General features: G+C 32.1%; 23 protein-coding genes, 3 tRNA genes and 1 pseudogene. 11 read left to right on the plus strand and 16 right to left on the minus strand.

Annotated features, from left to right (window positions below; translation table 11 throughout):
* Window positions 1-99: 99 nt before the first annotated feature.
* Window positions 100-1293, minus strand: a complete 1194-nt coding sequence (locus tag BSF41_RS22315; protein WP_095931691.1) for an FKBP-type peptidyl-prolyl cis-trans isomerase — start codon at window positions 1291-1293, stop codon at window positions 100-102.
* A gap of 79 nt (window positions 1294-1372) precedes the next feature.
* Here BSF41_RS22315 and BSF41_RS22320 point away from each other — a divergent pair, with 79 nt between their 5' ends.
* Window positions 1373-1765, plus strand: coding sequence for an RNA-binding S4 domain-containing protein (locus BSF41_RS22320; RefSeq protein ID WP_095931692.1), 393 nt, complete (start codon window positions 1373-1375; stop codon window positions 1763-1765).
* Window positions 1766-1942: 177 nt separating this feature from the next.
* On the plus strand, window positions 1943-2443 hold the full coding sequence (locus tag BSF41_RS22325; RefSeq protein WP_095931712.1) for a phosphoribosyltransferase domain-containing protein: 501 nt from the start codon (window positions 1943-1945) through the stop codon (window positions 2441-2443).
* On the opposite strand, the gene BSF41_RS22330 is transcribed toward BSF41_RS22325, so the two are convergent.
* Window positions 2435-2953: a shikimate kinase gene (locus BSF41_RS22330; RefSeq protein WP_095931693.1), complete on the minus strand. Its 519-nt coding sequence runs from the start codon at window positions 2951-2953 to the stop codon at window positions 2435-2437. The two genes, BSF41_RS22325 and BSF41_RS22330, sit on opposite strands and share 9 nt — an antisense overlap.
* Window positions 2954-3079: 126 nt before the next feature.
* Here BSF41_RS22330 and BSF41_RS22335 point away from each other — a divergent pair.
* From BSF41_RS22335 to BSF41_RS22345, 3 genes are all read left to right on the plus strand, one after another.
* Window positions 3080-3152, plus strand: a tRNA-Lys gene (locus BSF41_RS22335).
* A 40-nt stretch (window positions 3153-3192) separates the two neighbouring features.
* Window positions 3193-3265 (plus strand) — tRNA-Lys (locus tag BSF41_RS22340).
* 44 nt (window positions 3266-3309) lie between these two features.
* Window positions 3310-3392, plus strand: a tRNA-Leu gene (locus tag BSF41_RS22345).
* Window positions 3393-4122: 730 nt separating this feature from the next.
* Here BSF41_RS22345 and BSF41_RS24010 read toward each other — a convergent pair.
* From BSF41_RS24010 to BSF41_RS22370, 6 genes and pseudogenes are all read right to left on the minus strand, one after another.
* Window positions 4123-4908: pseudogene (locus BSF41_RS24010) on the minus strand (recombinase family protein); the annotation flags it as partial.
* Complete coding sequence (locus tag BSF41_RS23845; RefSeq protein ID WP_172426960.1) at window positions 4805-5095, minus strand: hypothetical protein; 291 nt, start codon at window positions 5093-5095, stop codon at window positions 4805-4807. The pseudogene BSF41_RS24010 and the gene BSF41_RS23845, both read right to left, overlap by 104 nt.
* A gap of 265 nt (window positions 5096-5360) precedes the next feature.
* Entirely contained in the window at window positions 5361-5678 is a 318-nt protein-coding gene (locus BSF41_RS22355; protein ID WP_095931694.1) for a hypothetical protein, read from the minus strand.
* Between the two features lie 29 nt (window positions 5679-5707).
* Window positions 5708-6046 carry a hypothetical protein gene (locus tag BSF41_RS22360; protein WP_095931695.1) on the minus strand — a complete coding sequence of 113 codons (339 nt, stop codon included), beginning with the start codon at window positions 6044-6046 and terminating at the stop codon, window positions 5708-5710.
* Window positions 6033-6872: a hypothetical protein gene (locus tag BSF41_RS22365; RefSeq protein ID WP_095931696.1), complete on the minus strand. Its 840-nt coding sequence runs from the start codon at window positions 6870-6872 to the stop codon at window positions 6033-6035. Before BSF41_RS22365 ends, BSF41_RS22360 begins: the two co-directional genes overlap by 14 nt.
* Before the next feature lie 11 nt (window positions 6873-6883).
* Complete coding sequence (locus BSF41_RS22370) at window positions 6884-7735, minus strand: hypothetical protein (RefSeq protein WP_095931697.1); 852 nt, start codon at window positions 7733-7735, stop codon at window positions 6884-6886.
* A 173-nt stretch (window positions 7736-7908) separates the two neighbouring features.
* Here BSF41_RS22370 and BSF41_RS22375 point away from each other — a divergent pair, with 173 nt between their 5' ends.
* The 5 genes from BSF41_RS22375 to BSF41_RS22395 all read left to right on the plus strand — a co-directional run bounded on the left by BSF41_RS22375 (window position 7909) and on the right by BSF41_RS22395 (window position 11151).
* The gene (locus BSF41_RS22375) at window positions 7909-8316 is read left to right on the plus strand and encodes a helix-turn-helix domain-containing protein (protein WP_095931698.1); all 408 of its coding nucleotides are present in this window, start codon (window positions 7909-7911) and stop codon (window positions 8314-8316) included.
* Between the two features lie 93 nt (window positions 8317-8409).
* The gene (locus BSF41_RS22380) at window positions 8410-8685 is read left to right on the plus strand and encodes a hypothetical protein (protein WP_095931699.1); all 276 of its coding nucleotides are present in this window, start codon (window positions 8410-8412) and stop codon (window positions 8683-8685) included.
* A gap of 400 nt (window positions 8686-9085) precedes the next feature.
* The gene (locus BSF41_RS23850; protein ID WP_172426961.1) at window positions 9086-9229 is read left to right on the plus strand and encodes a hypothetical protein; all 144 of its coding nucleotides are present in this window, start codon (window positions 9086-9088) and stop codon (window positions 9227-9229) included.
* Between the two features lie 333 nt (window positions 9230-9562).
* Window positions 9563-9919, plus strand: a complete 357-nt coding sequence (mobC, locus tag BSF41_RS22390; protein WP_253251877.1) for a plasmid mobilization relaxosome protein MobC — start codon at window positions 9563-9565, stop codon at window positions 9917-9919.
* Window positions 9907-11151, plus strand: a complete 1245-nt coding sequence (locus tag BSF41_RS22395; RefSeq protein WP_095931702.1) for a relaxase/mobilization nuclease domain-containing protein — start codon at window positions 9907-9909, stop codon at window positions 11149-11151. The genes mobC and BSF41_RS22395 overlap by 13 nt, the downstream gene beginning before the upstream one ends.
* Before the next feature lie 87 nt (window positions 11152-11238).
* On the opposite strand, the gene BSF41_RS22400 is transcribed toward BSF41_RS22395, so the two are convergent.
* The 6 genes from BSF41_RS22400 to BSF41_RS22425 form a co-directional block, all read right to left on the minus strand.
* Window positions 11239-12300, minus strand: coding sequence for a hypothetical protein (locus BSF41_RS22400; RefSeq protein ID WP_095931703.1), 1062 nt, complete (start codon window positions 12298-12300; stop codon window positions 11239-11241).
* Window positions 12301-12302: 2 nt separating this feature from the next.
* The gene (locus tag BSF41_RS22405) at window positions 12303-13673 is read right to left on the minus strand and encodes a DNA cytosine methyltransferase (protein WP_095931704.1); all 1371 of its coding nucleotides are present in this window, start codon (window positions 13671-13673) and stop codon (window positions 12303-12305) included.
* An 11-nt stretch (window positions 13674-13684) separates the two neighbouring features.
* Window positions 13685-13984 (minus strand): helix-turn-helix domain-containing protein, encoded by a 300-nt coding sequence (locus BSF41_RS22410; RefSeq protein WP_095931705.1) that lies wholly within the window; start codon window positions 13982-13984, stop codon window positions 13685-13687.
* Between the two features lie 126 nt (window positions 13985-14110).
* Window positions 14111-14800 carry a hypothetical protein gene (locus BSF41_RS22415; RefSeq protein ID WP_095931706.1) on the minus strand — a complete coding sequence of 230 codons (690 nt, stop codon included), beginning with the start codon at window positions 14798-14800 and terminating at the stop codon, window positions 14111-14113.
* Window positions 14801-15280: a hypothetical protein gene (locus BSF41_RS22420; protein ID WP_095931707.1), complete on the minus strand. Its 480-nt coding sequence runs from the start codon at window positions 15278-15280 to the stop codon at window positions 14801-14803.
* Complete coding sequence (locus tag BSF41_RS22425; protein ID WP_095931708.1) at window positions 15280-16110, minus strand: ParA family protein; 831 nt, start codon at window positions 16108-16110, stop codon at window positions 15280-15282. The genes BSF41_RS22420 and BSF41_RS22425 overlap by 1 nt, the downstream gene beginning before the upstream one ends.
* 300 nt (window positions 16111-16410) lie before the next feature.
* Between BSF41_RS22425 and BSF41_RS22430 the strand changes: the two genes are divergently transcribed.
* Window positions 16411-16659, plus strand: a complete 249-nt coding sequence (locus BSF41_RS22430; RefSeq protein ID WP_095931709.1) for a hypothetical protein — start codon at window positions 16411-16413, stop codon at window positions 16657-16659.
* 481 nt (window positions 16660-17140) lie between these two features.
* On the opposite strand, the gene BSF41_RS22435 is transcribed toward BSF41_RS22430, so the two are convergent.
* Together BSF41_RS22435 and BSF41_RS22440 are read right to left on the minus strand one after the other, a co-directional pair.
* Window positions 17141-17503 (minus strand): hypothetical protein, encoded by a 363-nt coding sequence (locus BSF41_RS22435; RefSeq protein ID WP_095931710.1) that lies wholly within the window; start codon window positions 17501-17503, stop codon window positions 17141-17143.
* 306 nt (window positions 17504-17809) lie between these two features.
* The gene (locus BSF41_RS22440) at window positions 17810-18154 is read right to left on the minus strand and encodes a hypothetical protein (protein WP_095931711.1); all 345 of its coding nucleotides are present in this window, start codon (window positions 18152-18154) and stop codon (window positions 17810-17812) included.
* Window positions 18155-18574: the final 420 nt, after the last annotated feature.

Below are 18574 nucleotides of genomic sequence, written 5' to 3' on the forward strand. Positions count from 1 at the left end.
AAAAACACAACAAACTAAAAATCAGCACTTAACAACTAAACATAAATAAAAAAAGCCTCGAAATTAACATTTCGAGGCTTCTTATTTAACTTCTATATTTTAGTTCTTTTGATAAGGATACGTTTTATCCAAATGAATTCTTAATCTTCCTGGCGCTGTATAATCCTCAGGAACATACTTACGAGGATTTGTGATTGACTCTGGCTTTGCAGGATCAGTAAGTTCTCCTGTTGGCCTTCTAGGAATAGCCCACAATTCGCTTTCATCCACATTTGGAGTATCAGGATTATCCAAAACAGGACTATAAGGATAATATTTGCTTAATCCTGAAAAAGGAGCATCTGTAGGTTTTGTAAGTTCAAATCTTGTCGTATAACCATCTCCGTCATCATCATGATCTAGAAAATCTGGAATACCATCACCATCTGTATCATCTGGGTTAGCAGGTGGATTAGGATATGTAGTTGTATCTCTATAATCACGAACAAAACCATCACCGTTAATATCCTCCTGATAATCAAATACACCATCTGGATTTTCTAATAAAACACCATTAGAGTAACCATTATTTTCATGATCCATTCTTCTAATATCATAAAGCTTAAAGCTAAAGATTAAAGGTGAATATGCTGGAATGGTACTTGAAGAAGGTGGCGCAGCATAATATCCTAATCCTGAAGGTATAAATAAAACACCCGCACCAAAATCTTGGTAATTTGGGGTTCCATCATCATTATAAGTCGTTGTTCCTGTTTTAAACAGAGGAAAGATCTCACTCCATCCCTTTACAACATTAAGCACATACATATCAATAATACTCTTTGGGTATATAACCTGCTCAAAGAAAGTAGTTGTTAAATGTTCTGGCTCTGTATCTGTCTTTTCCACACGTTTTAAATATTCTCCTCTATAAGCAGTAAAAACACCATCCGTATTCATTGGAGCAACACCAGTACCTTCTCTTAAAACCAAATAATACATTTTATAAGTTATACCATGTATGTATGGGATTTCTCTTAAAACCAGCTTTGGATAAGTAGCACTATTTAAGTAAGACATTATTGAGGGTTGTGAAGCAGCATCCGTTATGGGCGAAATTGTTACATCCATATCGGCTGTCACAGTAATATAATTGGTCTTTAAATACTCTTCAATATCTGCATTATCAGTATTAAATTGCTCTTGATAATCCCTTAAAGGAACAACTTCTGTTTTATCATCGTCATTTTTATTACAAGAAACGATGGCAAGACCAGCAAGTAACAAAACAAAATAATATTTAAATTTATTCATTATTATCATTTTTTTAGGTGCGCAAGATACAATATTGATTTATTTTTGTAAAGAATTTAACTTGGATTTTAGAAAAATTATGAGAATAGATAAATACTTGTGGTGCGTTAGATATTACAAGACTAGAAACATGGTAACCGAAGCTTGCAAAAAGAATCAGATCACTGTAAATGGGCAAGTTGCAAAACCTTCAAAAGAAGTTTTTCCCACAGACCGAATTACATTTAGAAAAGATCAAATTACACAAATTATAACGGTTTTAGACATTCCGCAAAATCGAGTTGGAGCTAAGTTGGTAGATATTTATCAAAAAAACGAAACGCCTCCAGAAGCTTTTGCACATTTAGAGTTATTAAAATTATCTAAAGAACATTCTAGAAGAACTGGCGCAGGACGTCCGACCAAAAAAGACCGAAGAGACATTGACGATTACGGAGACGATATTTATGATGAGGATGAAGAAATAGAATAAATTTTAAAACTTCAAATTCCAAATTCCAAAAAAGCAATCAAATTCCAGATCCCAAAAATAAACCTATCTCAAAACTTGGAATTTGGAATTTAAAATATTGACATTTTATAAAAAAAAATGGAATTTGGATTTTCTAAATTGGATTTTAAATTAATTATCTTAGCAAAAAAATACACTATGAGCAGCAATATAATCTTGACCAATCAGGAAATCGAACATAAAATAAAACGTATCGCTTACCAAATTTACGAGACTTTTGTAGACGAAGAAGAAGTTGTTATTGCCGGAATTGCTTCTAACGGATTTCTTTTTGCCGAAAAAATCGCATCGGCGCTTAGCAATATTTCAACCTTAAAAGTTTCGATCTGCGAAGTCAAAATAAACAAACAAAATCCGCAACAAGTAATACAAACTTCATTAACTGCCGAAGAATATAAAAACAAAGGCTTAGTTCTAGTTGATGATGTCTTGAACTCTGGAACTACATTAATCTATGCTGTTCGTCATTTCTTAGACGTTCCGCTTAAAAAATTCAAAACAGCAGTACTTGTTGATCGTAATCATAAAAAATATCCAGTAAAGGCAGATTTCAAAGGCATTTCGCTTTCAACTTCTTTACTAGAGCATGTTCAAGTTGTTTTCAATTCAGAAAACGGCGACTATGCTTCTTTAAGCTAATATATCTAAAATATCCTGAACCGTTTCTTCGACAGATTTATCATCAACTGAAACTTTATGTTTTGCTTGATTGTAATAATAACTTCTGTCGAATAAATGTTTCGCAATAAACTCTTTCATTTCTTCCTCATTCATATTGGCAATCAAAGGGCGTTTGCTTTTATTGTGCACCAATCTATTATATAAGGTATCAATTGATGCTTTTAAATATACAGACACCACATCGTCTCCTTTTAATAATTCATGATTATTGGCATAACATGGAGTTCCTCCTCCAAGACCAATAATAGTATTTTCTGAAGATTGCAGCAATTCGACGAACATTTCATGCTCTAATTTTCGAAAATATACTTCTCCATGCTTCTCAAAAATCTCATTTATGGATAAATTTACTCTTTCTTCGATACATTTATCTAAATCTAAGAACGGAATATTTGTAATTTTTGACAAATTTTGGGCAATTGTAGACTTTCCGCAGCCCATATAACCTAACAACACAATTTTTTTCATATTAATAAAACCTTATAAACTAAGCATTTGAGAATTTTTCTAAAAAAAAGACAAATTTATGATAAAATAGCTTGGAAACTTCAAAAAAAACTCCTTATATTTGCACCCGCATTCAAGAAATTAAATGACTCGATAGCTCAGTCGGTAGAGCACATCACTTTTAATGATGGGGTCCTGGGTTCGAGCCCCAGTCGGGTCACAAATTTTGTGATTAACAAATTAAATTTCTTGAAAGCAATGACTCGATAGCTCAGTCGGTAGAGCACATCACTTTTAATGATGGGGTCCTGGGTTCGAGCCCCAGTCGGGTCACAAAAGGTCGGGTAATTTATTTTACTCGACCTTTTTTCTTTTTAGGCCATGTGGAGAAACGGTAGACTCGCCATCTTGAGGGGGTGGTGCTCGTAAGGGCGTGAGGGTTCAAATCCCTCCATGGTCACTTGACGGGACAAAGAAGATTTTTTCTTCTTTGTCCCGTTATTCTTTGGGTCTAATTCCTCATTAATTAAGTAAACTAGCTGAACGACCTCATTTATTCTTGCGGTTCGAAACTGCTTTTCTTCGATTGTGAATTTTTCAGGATATATTGAACCGATAATACTGCGAAAGTGAGTTAGATCCGCTTCACTACAGCATTCGTTTAGCTTCATTAAATTTTTTATTCCTGCTTTTAATAGATCGGTAATACTAATGTTCTCTCCTGCTAAATCTGCTAATTTAATTTCAAGTCGATGAATTTTATTATCATAATCCGTTTTCATCTCAGTGTAATCTTTCACTTCAATCTTTCTTGAAGCCAGCAAATCTCTGATGTAAGAAATCTTCTGTTCAAATTCTTTCAGCTGAGAAATGACTCTGTTCTTTTCTGCGATTGATTCTTTATTGAAATCATTAAAATATTCTTTAACAGCTGTAATGTAAATCTTTTCTGTTTCAGGTTTTGGAATATACTTTCTCAGTTGATCGTAGAAAATGCGGTTAACCTCACATGATCTGATTCTGTAATTACAGCCTTTATAGCAATGATAATATGAATAATGACTGTTCCTGCCTTTAGATATGCTTGCAGTTAAAATTTTATCGCATAAAGGGCATTTAAATAAACCTCGAAGCGGAAACGGTTCGGAGGTTACCGACTTAGTCCTAAAATTCTTTCTTCGTCCGTCTAAAACATCCTGAACAAGATAAAACAGCCCTTCAGAAATTAACGGCTCATGCGATCCCATTACATATTTTGCTTCCTCATCCTTATATTTGGGAATTAATATTTTTCCGCAGTAAACAGGATTACGGATCTGTCTCCAAAAATTATTTTTACTCGTTTTAAGTCCTTTTCTTTTCGCCTGAAGAAAAATCTGTTCTGTATTAAAAATATCTTTTGCAATTTCTTCAAAACACCATTTTAAGATAGATGCTTCAGGCTGGTCAAAAGTTATATATTTCTTACCATCTTCAGTAATTTTGTTTATATAACCAGACGGGGCAAGCCCCATGTAGCGTCCCTCTTTTCTTGCTCTTCTCATACCGTGAAAAGTGTTTAACGCCCTCCTGTCATTTTCTACTTCTGGAGCTGCCAGATAAAAAGCAAGCATCATTTTATTTTCTGGAATAGACAGATCTAAAGGCTGTTCTATTGCCTGAGGCTCTACACCAAGTCTTCTCAGAGTATTAATCATCTGGTACGCATCGCCTGCATTTCTGCTGAATCTGTCCCATTTGGTGAACAAGATCAAATCGGTTTTGTTTTTGTACTTTTTAATTGTTGCCAGATAAAGTTTCCATTTGGGTCTATTAAATGTTTTTGCAGAATGATCTTCATAAATAATATCCCTAATATGAATAGAATTAATCTCACAATACTTTCTTAGCATTTCCTCTTGGTTTCTTTGAGAGTAACCTTTTTCCGCCTGCTCGTCCGTACTCACTCTCACGTATAAATCTGCTGTCTTTTTCATCCCTCTTCTTCTTTAAATAGTTTAAAACCGTTACTCTGGCAAGCAGTCGTAAAAAATCTAATACTTTGTCTGCCTGTTCAAGCGTTACATCTACATTCTCATCTTTCAGCATTTTCATGGCTTGCTCTGCCGTCATTTTTCCTCTTTCATTCTCATCTTCATTTCTCATTTCACAATTCCTCTTCATTAAAAAAAGACCGAGACTCGGTCTTTTTTGTTCCACAATCATTCATCGCCATAAAGTTAAAACACTTTTCTCTTTTTATCCTGCGCAAAATTTGGGTAGGATAACACAAATATAAAACCTAACCAACTAAGGATCATAAGTAAAATTTACTTATCATCACTCAATCCAATTTTTGATTCCGACAAAGATAAAAAGCTTTTCTCTCACTGTCATGGACATAATATATTCATGAAAACGGTATTGAATAATTTGATAAGCCCAGTGTTCATTTATCTTCCCTCTGCTTATTGAGCATTCTGTATATTTCATCTAGAACCTCAATTTCTGCACTTGGAATCAGCTGAAGGGCAAGTTCCAGAACAGAACCTATGTATATTTCTCTGTTATCAAGTTCATCCGAATAAATGATATTCAGGCACATTCGGATGAGATTCACTGCCAGACACGTCATATCCGTGTATCCATAAAATCTTATCTCACGTATTGATTCCCCGCCTTTGTCCTTGGCAGGCTTGAGCACTTTAAAATGATAAGATGCAAAATCTTTAAATTCATCCAGTGTTTTTATTTTGTCAGTTTCCATAATTTTAAAATATTAAATCTTAATCTTCCCTATTCTGTTTCTTCTTTATTTTCTGAAAACAGATCCGTAATCTCATTTAAAAATTCAAATTCATCAACTGGAAACAGCTGAAGAGCAATTCCCAGTATAAGCCCAACATCAATGTATTGGTTTTCAATCGTCGGCGGAACTTCTGCGCTGTCATGATCTAAAGCGATAATGCACAGCTTCATCAGGTTTCTGACAACAGAACCGAGTTCGCAGTAGCCATAAACCCTGATCTCTGCATTATACATCCCTCTTTTATCCTCTGCTTTTTTCAGGGCATTAAGCAGTTTTCCGCTTAACGTCCTGATGTCTTCAAGTTTTTTGATTTTATCGGTTTCCATGATTTTTGAATATTTGTTTGGTTTTCTCTATACATTCTTTGAACAGTTTATCAGTTTCGGTTTTTAAAAAATCTAATTTTGCTCGGGCAGACTCGACAGATTCCTGTGTTGGAGGATCTATTTTGTGATTATACTGCACCGATCCACGAGCACACTCCAATTGTTCCAATACTGACCATTCTTCTTTTATTTCATAATCAAAGAGACTTCCAAGTCTTTTGCAGAATCCCGACAAATGCTCCTGCTGTTCAGCTATGCTGTGTGAAGGAATATATTCTCCTGTCAGAAACCAAGAAACACTAATAAAAAGATACCGCAACTGCTGATGTATTGTATAAGCAGACATAAGATGATTCCCGTTATTGATGTGATATTTTAAATCACGGCCGACAACACTGCTCTCCGCTGTATCAGCATCAAATCTTTTCTTTGCTTCTTTGAGAAAGTCTTCGCAATCTATTTCTCCAATCTCAAATAAGCACTTTTCTTTAGGTTTACTGTAAATTAGAGTATCATCATTACAATGCAGGATAAAATAAGGATTCCCATAACCAATCTCTTCCTTAACCCAAAATCTATCATAGAACAGGAAAGAAAATTCATCAAAATATCTGAAAATTTTCCAGCAGTACTCATAAATTTCATCATAATAATGAGGGCTGGATTTGCTTATAATAACTGTTATTATGCCTGAATTGGAAATTACGTCTGACTGCTTCGAAAAATAAATCATATCAATTTTCATGAACATCCGCAAAAGCTTAATTACTTTTTTAATCTGTCTGCGATCTGGATTATCTTTCTGAGTTAATATATTGTGATACATAACTTATGATTTTACGATTCCAAAACACAAAGGCTTTCTTGACGAAGCAATTCCGCCTCTGCAATCTCAGTAGCTTTTTCATAAAAAAGACCGCACCTCTTCTCTAGAAGCTGTGTACTTACTAAACACGATTCTTGCACCTTACTCCAGCGAAGTGAAGCTGGATTAACTTTTAACAGTTCAAGCATCGCTTTGTCTTCACTAGTTGAACGAGGAAAAATATCAGAAGTTAAAGGAGTAAATATTTCACATATTTCAAACAGATAAAGCAGTGAAAAATGATCAGGATAATATCCTAAAAACACACTGATAAGTCCTAAACAGATTTGCTCGACAGCAATGTGGAGCATAGATTCCTGAACAAATCCAGTACTGGTGTAATCAACATTCCCTACGCTATCTAAATAAGTTTCAGCGATTAAATTTCTGTTTTTCCAGTAAGATTTTATACGTTCAATCTTAAATTCTGGAATACCATCAAAGGAAATGTTTAAAGGTGAATTTTCACGTTCATACACCTTATTGCCTCTCGTCACAACCTGATAATAAAAATACAATTGGTTGTGCGTCAGAGAATGTCTAAATTTTGTTTTATAAAACAAAAGTGTTGCCGTGAACCGGCCTTCTGTTTTGTTTTTTATTATGTCGCTAATATCTGCAACTGCATTGCTAATATATTCATCGGTTAAAATCAGCAGATAATAATGCGTGTTCTGTTTTTCCCCAGAAGCACATTCCTGAAATGGGTTCTCAACCGCATGAAACTGTTTTTTTTCTCCGAAGCAGTATATACTGCTTGTACTAATGCAGTCAGCAATAATACTGCTGACCGTCTGTAATCCTAAGCTGTCAATTGTTTTCATAATTTTACATATTTTAGTTAATACTTGTGTGAAAAATTGTATTTTTGTTTAACACACAGGCAAGTAACTAATTACTTGTACCGTACGGTATCAAATTTTCCCGTACCGTACATGAGATTTTTTGTATCATACATGAATCCTGCTTTTTTATTCTTAATTATTATCTTTGAGCTATGAGTACATTAACAAAACCAAATCACATGGGGCGTAAAATCAGCCGTATCCGTGAACTGAAAGACATGAAACAGGAAGCTCTGGCGCAGGCTATGGGAACAAACCAGCAGACTGTTTCAATATTAGAGAATAGTGAATCTATAGATGATGAAAAATTAACAGAGGTGGCAAAAGCTTTAGGGGTTACTGTAGATGCAATTAAGAATTTCTCAGAAGAAGCCGTTTTAAATATTATTGGTAACACATATCATGTGGATAATTCTTCCGCTGTGCATTATGGATGCACATTTAATCCATTAGATAAACTAATAGAATCTCACGAACAGCACATAAAATTATATGAACGTTTAGTTCAAGCTGAAAAAGACAAAGTCGAATATTTGGAAAAACTTCTAAAAGCCAAATAAGCTTTTATAAAAGATATATTAATTCCAAAAAGAGACTTTCGAGTCTCTTTTTTGCTTTCAAATACCCTCTTAAATACCAAAAATGCACAAATCATGAATAAAACTATACATCTTAGAGTTAAAAAGGAAATTGACCGAACGAGTGAGGCTAAGGTGTTAAAGCTCAAAGGCTCTTTAATTACAAAAGGCTACACTGAAATAATTCACATCGAAGATGAAAATGAAGATTTTTATTTAAATACTTTTGCAACTGATCCAGACAGGAAAAAGGAAGCTGAAAGTTATGTTCTGCAATTTATTGATTCTAACGGACTAAATGACAGCATATTCTTGATTGATAATGTAAAAAGCAATTTCACACTGCTTTAATATCAAAACTTTCTAAATCATTCCAAAAACAAAAAAAGCAAAGCAAGATATTGGACACAGCCAGAGAAGTGCGCATAACATTTTTTCGTTCCTCAAAAATGCCCTTCGGGACTTATAGCACTTCATCTGTCTGATTGTCCAATTAAAGACTGCTTTCTTTTTTCCTTTTCTTTTAAAAGTATTTTTGACAGACATTAGCTTTCTAAATACATAAATACCAGTAAATTAAAAACAAGAATTAAAGAATTTTACTATATATTTATCTCTAAACAAAACAGAAGATTTCCAATTCTATAATTCATTGCTTATGAATCGTCTCAAAATTCTTTTTGTAATTCTTTTAAGCCTTTTATTCTTCGCAATCATATCTTTTTTATACCGCTATGAAAAAAGAAAGATTTTGGAAAAGGAGCTTTCCCGCATTGATAAAGAAATTTATTTAAAAGAGGTTTATTACAAAAAGAAAGTGAAAGAGTTTGAAGAGCTGGAAAATAAACATAAAAAGCAGACTGACCAACTAAAAGCAGAGCTGTCAATTAAATGATATTTTTATGATTCTCAAAATATCTCTCTTAGGACATTCCATTTTTATAGTTGTTTAGTAAACACTTAAAAGATAACAGCCAACAGCTATCCTGCGTAAAATTTACTTAGGATAGGAATCTTCAAAAGATACACTTAATTTAGTATTTAGACTTTTAAAATTCTTCAAGATGCCACGTTCCTGCATCTAGCAAGATGAACGGTTGTTTAACAACCGCCTATCTTGCCACCCATTGACTCGGAACTCGGCGGTGGAGAAACTTAAAAGAAAAGAGTTTGATAACAATGAAAATGAAAGATGATGAAAAGAGAAAATTCAAACAGAACACGAATCGTGGGACTGCGATTCACTCCTTTGGAGTATGCCGAACTGGAAAAAAGATTCAGAGCAAGCACCTGCCGAAAATTAAGTGACCACATCAGAAGGCACTTATTCAACAAACCAATTGTAGCCACTTACAGAAACCAGTCTTTAGACGAACTAATGGAAGAGACAGCTGTACTTAATTCGGAATTAAGGGCAATCGGCAATAATATCAATCAGATTGCCAGAAAGATAAACACGCTCAAAACAGTTCCCGATTTCAAAGGGCATCTTTATCTGTTCGAGATACAGAGAAAAAGACTTTTTGATAAAATGGAAGAGGTCTCAGGCCACACCCAGAAAATCGCAGAACAATGGTTGCAGTGATAAAAACAAGCTCGTCCATAAGAGGCATTCTGAATTACAACGAAAATAAAGTTGAGATCGGAAAAGCGGAATGCATCAGTGCTGTGAATTATCCGCTAGAATTGGAAAAACTGAGTTTCACTTCAAAATTAAACCGCTTCCTAAAACTGTCAGAACTCAATACCAATGCGAAGAGAAACACAGTGCATATCTCGCTCAACTTTGATCCATCGGAGAATCATTCGAAAGAAAAACTGGCTGAAATTGCAGACACCTATATGAAAAAACTGGGATTCGGCAGACAGCCTTATCTGGTGTATCAGCATTATGATGCGGGTCATCCGCACTGCCACATCGTGACAAATAACATTCAGAGAGACGGAAGAAGAATCGATCTGCATTTATTAGGGATCAGAAAATCAGAACCTGCCCGAAAAGAAATTGAAGAAATGTTCGGGCTTGTAAAAGCCGAAGGAAGAAAACAGAAAGAACAATTTTCGTTAAATCCGATAGATGTCGGCAGAGTCCAATACGGAAAAGCAGAGTCCAGAAAGGCAATCAATTCAGTTTTAAACAAGGTTTTATTTGATTATAAATATTCAAGCCTGCCTGAACTCAATGCAGTTCTAAACCTCTACAATGTTCATGCTGACAGAGGAACTGAAGAGTCGAGAGTTTTTAAAAATAATGGACTGCTTTATAAGATACTTGACAAGAATTCAAAACCCATAGGTGTGCCGATAAAAGCCAGCGAATTCTACAGCAGACCTACCTTAAAATTTCTGGAAGGAAAGTTTAAGTCTAATGAATCAGAGAAAGAGTCTTGCAAAAAATATGTAAAAAATGCCGTAAAACTGGCTTTCAATCGTGAAAACATATTTTCTCCCGAAAAATTATCCAAGATATTGGAACAAGAAAGCATTCATATGATATTACGAAAAAGCAATGAAGGACAGCTTTACGGAATAACTTACGTTGACCATAAAACCAAATCCGTTTTCAACGGAAGCAGTCTGGGAAAAGAATACAGTGCAAAAGGAATTCAGGAAAGCTGTGCAATTAACATTCTTGCATTTGAAAGGAAATATCAAAGCCCCGTTTCAACTTCTTCAGAAAACTTTCAAAATCTGGAATCAAAAGAGTATGTAAAAGAAAATTTGGTAGATATACTGCTACGAGGGGAAAAAATAAGTGACTATGTTTCTAAACAATTTAAACAAAAAAGGAAAAAGAGATTTTATAAGGGGATTTAGAATAATTAAGGGTGTATTTTTTACACCCTTAATTATAATAATAATAATATTCTAAAGACGGATTTTTTAAAATTGAAGCTCAACACATTATTTAAGCGCAATTATTTCATTGATTATTTTTTTTATGTCTAAATGTTGTGCATCAGAAATTCTTTTTGCCTCTTCTGAAACTAAGCTAATCCAATCAGAGATTTTATTTTTTTCCGTTGTTCTGATACCCCAATATTCCGAGAGTTCAATATATGAAGTTTGAGCTATAATTTCTATTACTAAAGTTAGACTATTAAACAGGTTTAAAAATATTCTGGGAATATCTTTATATAATTTATTTCCAACTAATAAATCAGATTTCCCACCCGATGAAAAAAGATCACGAATATTTGGAGTTACTATTCCTTCGCGAGTAACAAGCCAAGCAGGAATTCTTTCGAATTTTTTTCGACTATTATTTCCAAAAATCTCCGTGAAATAAACCATAATCTTGGTAATTATTTCTTTTTGCTTTTCTCTACCAATATTTTTCCACATCTTGATCGATATATTGCTAACATTGCTATTATCTATCCACCAAAGTTGCTCTCCTGGTTTTAAATTGCTTTTGTAATAATCAACAACATGTCCTAACGGATTCTTTTTCTTTCTCAGAGTGTCATACGGAGTATTCATCTTATCAAAAATTGTTTGTCCTAAAGGTAAATTCATGTCTATTAAATAGCGAGGAGAATGAGTAACAACCACTTCTGACAAACACTCTTCATATGGACGACATCTAAATTCAATAGGATTTGCGAGTTTTGCAAAGAGCATAAATATCCTTTCCACATCTGCTACTCTTGTACTTTCAAGCACACTATTTCCTGTTGTCTTCCAATGATTTTGAGTCGTAGTTTTTACCTCAATACCATAAAGTTTTTGAGCGATAATATCGGGGAATTTTTGTCCTCCAATTACCTGAATTGAATCTTCAAAAATAGTTCCCACAGCCAATTCGGACATAACTTTACCAATATATGATTCAAGTTTAATTCCTGCCAAAGTTGAAATTACTTTTGGAGATTTTACTGCTTCGTTATTTAATGCTTCTAGGGTTGAACTTAATAAAGTATTAAATTGTGATCTGTTTGGTTCTGAATTTTCTGAAATTATCATACTTATTTTTTAAAATATAAATCCCATAAATCTTCAATTCGCTTGGCTAAATTAAATGCCAACAATGGAGGAACTGCATTTCCTATTATTTTGTAAGCTTGTGATGGACTAACTAAATATGAACCTTTCCTGCCATTTTTATTTTCGATTACAAAGTCATAATCCGGTGGAAAAGTTTGGATTAAAGCACATTCTCTTGGAGTTAATCTTCTTTCGATTAATCCATTTGATAATTCGTCATCTATTTTTCCGCCATTTTCCTTTGAAAGCCTTCTAAATTCAATATTCCCATGATGCTCTGCTCGAATAGTAGGACTAATACTGTCCAGCTTTATTTCAGTTTGCCCTTGGCAATGCGCCCCCATGTACTTAGCTTTTGAATATACTTTTTGTGACAAATCACTCGTCTTATCAGGCTCTTCTAACAATGAAAAAAGTTCGCTCAATTGAACAAATTTCTTTAAGTGATCTCCTTTTGCAGTGTAAGAATGAGTGGGTTTTGGATATGGATTATATTTATCTGAAATTGTTTCTTGTTGTAATTCAAATAATGCTGTATCGGTTAATTCGGATTTTTTTATTCCGATAAAGATTACTCGTTCTCTTGATTGTGGCACTCCAAAATTTGCTGAATGTAAAACTCTTGGATTTAAAACAATATATCCATTTTCACCAGCTGATGAGAAATCACTTTGAATAATTTCTTTGACGTTTTCAAGATTCACTAATCCTTTTACATTCTCAGCAATAAATATCTTTGGCTTGGTAATCTCGATAACTTGCTTCATCCACATGTAAAGCTGCCCTCGTGTTTCTTCCGTCGGGGTTAGCTCATCAATTAATTCACCATTATGATTCTTATGTGAATTAAATCCATTTCTTTTTCCCGCCACACTAAAATCTTGGCATGGAAACCCACCAGTTACTACATCAATATTTTTTGGAAAAATATCTATTCCGCTTTGATGCAATTTTACTAAATCGACAATACTTTGTGTATAGAATATATCAGCATCTTTACCTTTCTTTAAAAAATGATTTACCCATGCATTTCTGGCATCACCTAAGATGTCATTAGCAAAAACAGTTTTAAATCTTGTTTTCTTTAGTTGGACAAAGCCATTTTTAAGATTTTTGTCGATAAATGTTGGAGTCAGCTTTTCATTTACAGATGATTTTAAAACAGAAAATCCACCTTCAAACCCTAAATCCATTCCTCCACATCCTGAAAAAAGAGATAGTAGGTTTAATTTTTCATTCTTTTTGACTTTTGAACTATCTTTTTCTTGTACTGGATTTACATAATATTTAAAATCTAACTGCGGTTCTTCAAGAACATCTACTTCTTCTCTATCTGAATAATTTGCTTTCATTTTTAGATTTTTTATTGATGAGATTTTATATATTTAATTTTCTGTTCTGCAACCTTTAAAACACGGCTAGCACAATCTTCATCAGCAATTTCATCAGCAATTCTGTCGCTCATGAATTGTATTAATAATTCCTCTTTATCAAGCTGTAAAATTTCTGCAATTTTGAAAATTAAATCTTTGTTCGGCTTACGTTCATTACGTTCAATTTTGCTTAATATTGCTTGGTCAATATCCACATATGCAGATACTTGCCTTAGTAACAATCCAAGGCTTTCTCTTTTTTTACGAATAATTTGTCCTACTGTTTCCATTTGAAAAATACAACTTGACATTATTTGTCAAATATAATAAAATAGATTATATATAATTTAAAATAGGTGTTTTTAATTCAGTTTTCTTGATAAGTTTAAAAAAGAAATATGTAATAATGAACTAAGCTATTCGCTAGTATTCATAATTATTGGTCTCAGTTTTTTTTCAATTGATGAAATTATCAAATCTTTATGACTATGATGAATTTTGTGAAACTCATTATTGTATTTGTTAGCAAGTAAAAAACAATACGTTGGAATCAATTTTAAGATTACATCAATTATTTGATTAGCTTTCCTCTTGGAATATTTAGGAAAAAAATCTAAGGAATTAATATCTGCCATATTCACTTTTTCAGCGGTATGTACATCTTTGCAAAGTAACTTATATAAATTATGGACGTTCTTGAATTCCGATTTAAAAGGTTCTTTTTCAAAATAAGAAAGCGCTTTAATTTTATCAAATAATTCATAAACACTTTTCTCTTGATTAATGTCTGGAATAAAACTTAATGCAAAGCCTTTTAAGAAACATTCTATTGAGCTTCTTATAAGTAGTTTACAGGATTTGTAATTTCCAGTCATTAAGTGAAATAAACTAGTAACAAGATCAGAATTTGCTTCTTTAAGATAAAGATATTCTTTTTCGGGAATTGAATTTTCCAATTCAGTTGTCAAAACAAAAAAACTAAAATATTTCTTATGATAGGAAGAAATATGAGCAGAATAACCACTTTCATTTAAAAGTGATTTTAGATTAAAATTTTCTATATAATTTACTAGTTCTTCAAAATCTTTTTTTACAATTCTTGACATTTATAAATTTCTAATTATTTGATTCCAAGAAAAACCGACTTCATTTTTAGCTTTCTTAATTTTTTCCACACGTAAATCGTCTGAGAATATATCTTTTAAATATTTATATAAACTATCTAAATTTTCATTCTTAGTATTTGATACTTCACAAACTATCCAACCAATATATTCCATTCGGGATCGTTTGGCAGCTCGACTTGGCTTTAATAATAATACTTCTTCAGCAAAATCAAGCATTTCAGAATTACTTTTGAAAAGTTCAATATCTTGAAGTATTTTTGGTAAAACACCCACAAGGTAAGTTTTACCTTCGTTATCAATTGAAAAACTTATTTTGTCGTGAATTGAATTATTTCTTTCATTTAATAGATTACGAATAAGCATAGATGCTTCCTTCAACGATACATTTTTACTGCTTTCAAGTAACCAGGAAAGTTCTTCAATCAAGTTGGCGGTTTGAATCAATTTATTTTTATTCATCACAATCTATCTTTTAATTCTTTGACAATACTTGACATTGACGATTTAGCTGTTGCATCCTCACTATCTAATATAAATTTTTTTTCAAGTTGCAATTTAGCAATTTCTGTTCTCTTTGGAATATATTTACTAAATATTAAATCCTTCCATTTTTTATCTTTTCTAACATTCCTAAGTGCATTTTGATATACTATTGAATCATCTCTCTCAACCATTGTAAATATTAATCCCACACATTTTATACTTAAATTATAAGCATCCTTCTTCTGTTCAACTATGTTCTCAAGCAAGTCGATACCTATAAATGACATTGGATCTGGTTTAACAGGAATTAAATAAAAATCACTAGCTATTAATGCACTAGTCATCCAAACTGATGGAGTTGGAGGAGTATCTATTAAAACATAGTCATAATTTTCAACTGCTGAAATCTCCTCTATATATTGTTTTAGTTTGTTCTCTTTACCTGAACCCGACGCCATCTCAAGCTTAAATAATTCTAAATTACCAGGTAAAATATGAAGGAAGTTTGAAATTTTGTATGGTTTAACATCTTTAAGTTCTGTCTCTTCATTCGTAGTTCCTTTTACTGTGCTTATTTTGCGTTTAACATTATCATCAAAAATTTTAAGAATAGTGTCCTTTTCATCTCTTAGATACTTAACATATTCCTCGCCATTAAACAAACATTGAGTTGTATTAAATTGTGGGTCTATATCAATCAATAATACTTTGTTTTTTTCTCTTCTTGATAAAAAGTCCGCAAGGTTGATAGTTAAAGTTGTTTTGCCAACACCGCCTTTCATATTAATTAAACAAATTGTATGCATAATGATTTTTAGTTAGTTAAAGATTGTATTTGATACTTAATACCTAAAAAGTTTAAAATGTACCACCGACAAATATTAAAAATTAATTTATAAACTAATTACGGATTTCCGTAAATAGATAAAAGTGCTCAAAAATATAATTATCAAAATACAGATTATAGAGTATTTGTACGTAATTTTAAAAAAAAATATCTATCTAAAATAGATGGAGATAGAAGTCATTAATGTGATTTTTTATTTGCGTATTTTTGTATCAAGTACGATTAAAAAAAATCTCAAACAAAAATTTCAAAAAAAATTATGATTGCTAAAATTAATACTCTGGAAGACGTCCATATTTTTGCAGAACAATTAATAGGAGAAGGGCTAAACTTTCATCCTGACGACGACTTTAATGATTATGTAAACTTAGTAACTAATAAAGCTTCTTATAACAAAATTGAAGCTGATGTTAGAAACAAGCTCATGGACGAATGTTTTGAAATTTGCAAGAAAAATAACATAGATATATATAAATTAATGATGAAACATTTGCAACCTAAAGGTTAGCACAAAAAAATATTAATATATAAGGATACATTAAATTATAAAATAATATTAGATAGCATTTGAAGTGCTTTTAATCATTATTATTCAACTTAAACATATTGACAGTTTAAACACCTAATACAATAATTAGACACTGTCAATGGCGCTTAAAGGTGGGGCTTCAGCTTTTTTAGTAGATTAAATTTTGTAAAAGCTTTATATCTCCTAATAGATGGTTCGAATTCTGTACCGTCAAGGTCACTATAAAATTTCAAAAAGCCTGCAAAGTGTATATTTTTCGGGCTTTTTTGATGGTTCGAAATTTAGATGATTTTTTCTCTAGTTTGGAAAATGCTTATATTTAAAGGGAATTTTGGTTCGAAGCCCATCATGGATCTCTGAAGGTTTGCGATTCTTTTTTAGTTTATAAAGTCATTAATATTAGATTTTTAATCTATTGCGAAATTAACTATTCTTTATTAGTTTGTTTGTCAAAGATTAATCACTTTTTTGGTTTTTTAAAATCAATTAGATTAGCAATAGCTCGAAATGTCACAATTTCAAACTTTCTAGTACTTCCATCTACTAAATCAAATGAACCGCCAATAATTCTAAAAACTAAAGAATTATTATAGTATTTAGATATGTTTTTAATTGTGGAAACGATAGCATCAAAAAATCCCATTGAGATTTGTTTATCTGAAACTTCCCAACTAAGTTTCAAGCCATAATTAGGATTTTTATTTTCAACAATAATCTTAATTTCTACAGAATTATATCCACCACCACCTTTTATTCTTTCTTCTACATAATATGATTCCTTTATGAACTCAAAACTAGCAAAATGCTTTAGCGAGTTCTTCATAAGGAAGGCTATCAATTAGTAATTTGTGTAAAGTAATTTCCATATTGTTTTTTAATTTTCTCGTTCTGGCAAATAATGTATTGTTTGGTATTGCAAAAAGGGCTGGAAAATTAAGACTATTACTCGGATTTGCCATATCTCTCAAATATAATATAAACTTTCATTAAGCAATTACCGAATTCCTCTGTAGTAATTATTAGTAGAAGATCACTTTCTATAGACATACCTGTGATCAGGAATATATAAATTTTTATCAAAAGCATTTATTATTGCTTGTATAGTAGCAATTTCAAAATCTCCAACACTTTAATCAACTGGATGAAAAGTTGCATCAAGTATATCAAAATATATATTAACTCTTTCTCCTCTAATTGCTTCTAAATAAGAAATAAAAAAACTTAAAACTTTTTCAATAGCTTCTCGATAAACACCTTTTGGAAATTCTTCTTCTGTTAAATACCAATTGCAAATTGAAGAGCCTAATTCAGTTTTTTCAGAAATTTGAATTTTAACATGACCATAATGTGTCCCAGCATGTTTTATATAAATTCCTTCCCCTTCAATTGGAAAATTAATTTCTCTTAATAAAATTTCATTTATTTGATGAAATTCTATTGCTGATAAAATTCTTTTAATTTTTGTTCTTTCCATTTGAGTTTTTATGATTACTCCTGTATTTATATATGTGCCTGAGGATATCAGACTTATTTACCCTAAATAGATTTGCTACACCTGACAAACCTCAGTGCTTACTTATTTTCAAAAATAGAATTTTTATTTCATTATTAAAACCATTTCAAAATCGATTATATTTACATTACTGTAAAACCAAAAGCCACAATAACCAAAGTAAACATATGAAGTTAACTCCCATATTATATGTCATAATATTTTTCATTTTATATTCTTGCCAAAAGAACAATGACAAAAAACTAGAAAAAGATCTAGTTGGAGAATGGATCTACATCAAAACAGATGATCAAAGAAAACCACAAACAAATAGCAACTCCAATATCCCGCCACCTCCCCCTCCCCCTCCATTTGGCTCGCCTAAAAGCTGTCTCTTATACA

Origin of the sequence: Flavobacterium sp. ACN2 (assembly GCF_002303885.1) — a bacterium.
Taxonomy (GTDB): Bacteria; Bacteroidota; Bacteroidia; order Flavobacteriales; family Flavobacteriaceae; genus Flavobacterium.